Source organism: Planktothrix sp., assembly GCF_046067725.1.
Classification (GTDB): Bacteria; Cyanobacteriota; Cyanobacteriia; order Cyanobacteriales; family Microcoleaceae; genus Planktothrix.
The window spans coordinates 1-4,885 of record NZ_JBJUDF010000043.1 but is presented as its reverse complement, the minus strand read 5'-3'; the positions used below and the strand labels follow the sequence as shown (position 1 = coordinate 4,885).

At 40.5% G+C, this 4,885-nt stretch carries 7 protein-coding genes; 4 read left to right on the top strand and 3 right to left on the bottom strand.

What is annotated here, in order from left to right; translation table 11 throughout:
• Nucleotides 1-97: 97 nt before the first annotated feature.
• Nucleotides 98-589: a gluconokinase gene (locus ACKPEB_RS02525; protein WP_408963213.1), complete on the bottom strand. Its 492-nt coding sequence runs from the start codon at nt 587-589 to the stop codon at nt 98-100.
• A gap of 81 nt (nt 590-670) precedes the next feature.
• Here ACKPEB_RS02525 and ACKPEB_RS02520 point away from each other — a divergent pair, with 81 nt between their 5' ends.
• The 4 genes from ACKPEB_RS02520 (at nt 671) to ACKPEB_RS02505 (ending at nt 2,593) form a co-directional block, all read left to right on the top strand.
• A complete protein-coding gene (locus tag ACKPEB_RS02520) occupies nt 671-1,132 on the top strand; it encodes a CYTH domain-containing protein (protein ID WP_408963212.1) in 462 nt (153 codons plus the stop codon).
• A gap of 120 nt (nt 1,133-1,252) precedes the next feature.
• Nucleotides 1,253-1,825: a Uma2 family endonuclease gene (locus tag ACKPEB_RS02515; RefSeq protein ID WP_408963211.1), complete on the top strand. Its 573-nt coding sequence runs from the start codon at nt 1,253-1,255 to the stop codon at nt 1,823-1,825.
• A gap of 34 nt (nt 1,826-1,859) precedes the next feature.
• Nucleotides 1,860-2,147 carry a hypothetical protein gene (locus ACKPEB_RS02510; RefSeq protein ID WP_408963210.1) on the top strand — a complete coding sequence of 96 codons (288 nt, stop codon included), beginning with the start codon at nt 1,860-1,862 and terminating at the stop codon, nt 2,145-2,147.
• Entirely contained in the window at nt 2,147-2,593 is a 447-nt protein-coding gene (locus ACKPEB_RS02505) for a type II toxin-antitoxin system VapC family toxin (RefSeq protein ID WP_408963209.1), read from the top strand. The genes ACKPEB_RS02510 and ACKPEB_RS02505 overlap by 1 nt, the downstream gene beginning before the upstream one ends.
• A gap of 89 nt (nt 2,594-2,682) precedes the next feature.
• Here the strand turns inward: ACKPEB_RS02505 and gltD are convergent, their stop codons facing one another.
• Entirely contained in the window at nt 2,683-4,167 is a 1,485-nt protein-coding gene (gltD, locus tag ACKPEB_RS02500) for a glutamate synthase small subunit (RefSeq protein ID WP_408963208.1), read from the bottom strand.
• 473 nt (nt 4,168-4,640) lie between these two features.
• Nucleotides 4,641-4,885: zinc ribbon domain-containing protein (locus ACKPEB_RS02495; protein ID WP_408963207.1), on the bottom strand; the 245-nt coding region annotated here is incomplete at its 5' end.

The window sequence follows — 4,885 nt, the reverse complement described above, 5'->3', positions numbered from 1 at the left end:
ACTAACCGCACCAACTCCTAAAATTTTAAGAGCAGAACGACGAGAAAGATTAGAAAATGAAGAGGAGTTAAATTGTTCAGTCATGGATCACTTAAACTTAAGGTTTTAACTGCAAATCGGTTTGAATTTGAGCTACAATTTTTAAGGGAGAATTTGAAATGTCAACATATAAGGCGGTTTGGGGTTCTTCTAAAATGTCTAATTGAGTCTCTAGGAGATTAGCTGACATAAAATGATTATAGCGATTTTGGAGGCGTTGTTGAATTAAGTTTTCTGACCCTTTTAAATAAACTAACCGCATTTGCTGAGGATCCCGCCATAACATTAGACGATAGGAATCCTTCAACGCTGAACAAGCTAAAACGACATTGTTTTGAGTTTCTAACCAATGGTCAATTGCCTTTTGAAGCAGTATTAACCAAGGCATTCGATCGCTATCCTCCAAGGGAATATTTTTGCTCATTTTAGCAATATTTTCAGCAGAGTGAAAATCATCAGCATCGTGAAATTGCCAATGCAAAGACTCCGCCAAAAGTTGACCAATTGTTGATTTCCCAGAACCGGAAACCCCCATCACTAAAATAATCATTATGGCTCAAAATAAGAGAACGTGAAAGATCAAAAAATTGTGCTAAAATATAGGTATAACTGATTTTTTTGAACACTGCAAATGGCAACAGAAATCGAACGGAAATTTTTAGTTAAAGGGGATGGATGGCGATCACTAGGCGTGGGAGAAATCTATCGTCAAGGCTATATTGCCAACAATAATGGACGAACGGTGCGAGTACGGGTGGTGGGAGAACAAGGCTATTTAACCATTAAAGGGTCAACAACGGGAATGAAACGGGCAGAATTTGAATATAAAATCCCCGTTGAAGATGCTCAAGAATTATTAGAAACCTTATGCGATCGCCCCTTAATTGAAAAAACACGATATAAAATTTTAATGGGGGATTTAACCTGGGAAGTAGACGAATTTTGGGGAGAAAATCAAGGATTAATCTTAGCCGAAGTGGAACTAGAAACCGAATATCAAAATATTGATATTCCTGATTGGATCGGAGAAGAAGTCACCTCCGATCCCCGATATTATAACTCCAATTTAGTTAAAAACCCCTTCAAATTATAGTCAAAAAGTGGAACGGGCATCTTGCCCGTACATACTGAAAGATAGAATTTGAGTTAAGTTAAAAGAGCGATCGCATTTTCCATCAAATCAGTCATAACAATCCATTTGGACTTCTGCATCATGCCTGAAATGACCGTCAAAGACCTAGAACGCATCGAGTCAGTCCTGAGTGAAGCAGGCTTGGACTATCAAATTGAAATTGAACAAGGTAACATTATCATTAAGAATCCATCAGATATTATCGCCAGTGAAGTTTCCCTAGAATTTGCTTGTCAACTCAGTAATTGGGTCAAACCTCGTCGCCTGGGTCGTGTTTTTGACTCCGCAGGAGGGTTTATTTTACCCAATAGTGACCTAAAAGCACCGGATGTGTCTTTTGTGTTGCGCGATCGCCTTCCCCGTAGTGTTCGCTATTTTGCCACTCTTGTTCCCGACTTAGTTGTTGAAGTAAAATCTCAAAGAGATCGCCTCAAAAAAATACGAGATAAAATTCAAGTCTATCTTCAACAAGGAGTTAAAGTTGCCATTCTGATTGATCCCGATACCTGTCAACTGGAAGTTTACCAACCCGATCAGCCAGTTATTGTATTAGGAAATGGTGATATTTTAACTCTAAGCGATCTCCTCCCCGGATGGGAATTAGTCGTTTCAGAAATCTGGCCTCCTGTATTTGATGAAGATGAATCATCCTAGACTCAAATTCAACCCATTATCCTCTATTAATATTATGAATACTGTTGAACTGCGGAAGCAAATCGAGCAAAATCTTTTACAAATCTCCCCTCAAAACCTAAAGACAATCGCTAAATTTGTTGAATTTATTAAACAACAAGAGAATGACCAAAATATTCATCCCCTATTGTCAGAAACAATTGCCTATAAACCTGCTTCTGGTCAATCAGTATTACGACACGCAGGCCAGTGGGTTGGTGATGACTTAGAGGACTGTCTTGACTTCGTAAATCAAACTAGAGGAAAAGTATTAACCAATAAACATATTAATCCTTTTGAATAATGTACCTTTTAGATACCAATCACTGTAGCCTTATTCTCCTAGAAAACCAGACTGTTATCCAAACCATAGAACAAATAGGAGAAACCAATATAGCCACCTCAGTTATTACAGCAGGTGAGCTAATTTACATGGCAGAAAATTCTAAAAATAAAGAGCAAAACTTAAGCTTGATCAACCAATTTATTGAAGATATTAGAGTTTATTATATTGATGAAGAAATAGCCAAAGTCTATGGACAGATTAAAGCAGCCTTAATCAAGGAATTTGGCCCCCAACAAAAAACGAAACGAAAAACAACTAAAATTACAGAGTTAGGTTTTGATGAAAATGATCTGTGGATAGCTGCTATTACTCGGTTTCATGATCTGACCTTAGTAACATCTGATAGCGACTTCACCCGCATCCAAACCGTTATCAATTTAACCATAGAAAACTGGAGAACATAAAGAGTAGGGTGGATCGCAACTTAAATTCCTCTTTGTGCCTTTGTTCTTCAAAAATCCCCCCAAAAAAAGGAGGGATTTCTAACAACAAATTAAGGTAAATCCGTCTGTCCCATCAAATATAAATCACATTCACGGGCAGCACCCCGACCTTCATTAAACGCCCAAACCACAAGGCTTTGACCCCGACGACAATCACCCGCCGCAAACACCCCCGGAATACTGGTAGCATACTTGCCATGTTCAGCTTTAACATTACTGCGGGCATCCCGTTCTAAACCCAAAGCATCTAATAGCGGTTGTTCTGGCCCTAAAAAGCCCATCGCTAATAACACTAATTGTGCGGGAATCACCTTTTCTGTCCCCGGAATATGCTTCGGAATAAACTGACCCTTCTCGTTTTTCGCCCATTCCACCTCAACAGTATGAATGGCTGTAACATTGCCATTATCATCCCCTTCAAACTTCGTGGCCGTTGTTAAATAAACACGGGGGTCAGCCCCAAATTTCGCTGCGGCTTCTTCCTGACCATAATCCATTTTATAAACCTTCGGCCATTCCGGCCAAGGGTTATTGGCAGCCCGTTCTAAGGGAGGTTTGGGTAAAATTTCCAACTGCACCACACTGTTGCAACCGTGACGAATGGACGTTCCCACACAGTCCGTCCCCGTATCTCCCCCTCCAATAATCACCACATCTTTCCCCTCGGCGGAGATAAAATCACTTCCCGGCTGTCGATTTAAAACCGCTTGGGTGTTAGCCGTCAGGAACTCCATTGCAAAATGAATCCCCTTGAGATCTCGCCCTTCAATGGGAAGATCACGGGGTTTGGTCGCCCCGGTACACAAAATCACCGCATCAAATTCTTTTAACAGGTTTTCGGCGGGAAAGTCCTTGCCAACTTCGGTATTGCAAATAAACTTAACGCCCTCGTCTTCCAATACCTTCAGCCGTCGTAGGACAACTTTTTCTTTATCGAGTTTCATATTGGGGATACCATACATTAATAATCCCCCTGGACGGTCAGCCCGTTCAAACACCGTGACCCAATGACCCGCTTTATTCAGTTGCGCCGCCGCACATAACCCCGCAGGGCCAGAACCAATCACCGCGACTTTCTTTCCCGTGCGTTTGCTCGGAGTTTCAGGAGTGATCCAGCCTTCCTCCCAGCCTTTATCAATAATTGAACATTCAATATTTTTAATCGTAACCGGAGGGTTATGAATGCCCAGAACACAGGAACCCTCACAAGGCGCCGGACAAACCCGACCTGTAAATTCAGGGAAATTATTAGTTTTGTGGAGACGGTCTAAGGCTTCTTTCCAAAGTCCGCGATAAATTAAATCGTTCCATTCAGGAATCAGGTTATTGATGGGACAACCACTAGCCATCCCACTAATCATGGTTCCTGTATGACAAAAGGGAGTGCCACAGTCCATACACCGGGCGGCTTGGATGCGAAGCTTGTCATCCTCCATTGGGAGATGAAATTCATCCCAATTCCCAACCCGATCTAGGGGCGCGAGTTCCGCCGCGAGTTCACGAGCATATTCCAGAAAGCCAGTCGGTTTTCCCATAATTTTTTCCGTTAAACTGTTGAGTATTGGTTGTTAGCAATCTTGATTCGGTTTACGGTCAAGGTTGTTTAATATATTCGCAGGGCTGTTGTTGAAAGGCTTAAATTGTTAGTTTTTCAACCTTCAGCCTGTTTTTTTCTGGAAATCGTCAACAACTGATGACAAATTAGCAATTAACAAATTTGAGATAAGCTCCTGAATTCCGATGAATATCTGATGATAGTTTAATTTTTCCTATTTTGATTTGCTCTGTTGAATTTTAAGGCATTTTTAACATGAATTTAAAGAGTTTTCAATATTTCTTAATGATGCCGAGTGTCGAAATCCATCCGATTTTATCCTTTTTGTTTGATCAGAAAACCTTGGCTGCATAGAAACTTCAAATATTATCATGAATTATTAATAATTTTATTAATAATCAAATGCTGAGGTGTAGGCAATACTGCTGATCGATACTTTTTTGCTAACATTTGCTAACAAATATATAAGTTAAGATGTTCTCTCAACCAAGGCGTATCAACCAATGCACGAAGGAAGATCCCTCGCGCACCATTTAGATCCCTGTCCATCTTTAATCGGGTAGAATTCGATTTAATCGTTTTTGCTCCACCCAAATTCTTGATAATTTCACCTGTCCATGACACCGTTTTAGAAGTGTAAGCTTCGTTACAGTCAATCACAACTTTATGGTTTTCCCAAGCTTTCCATTTCAGAAATT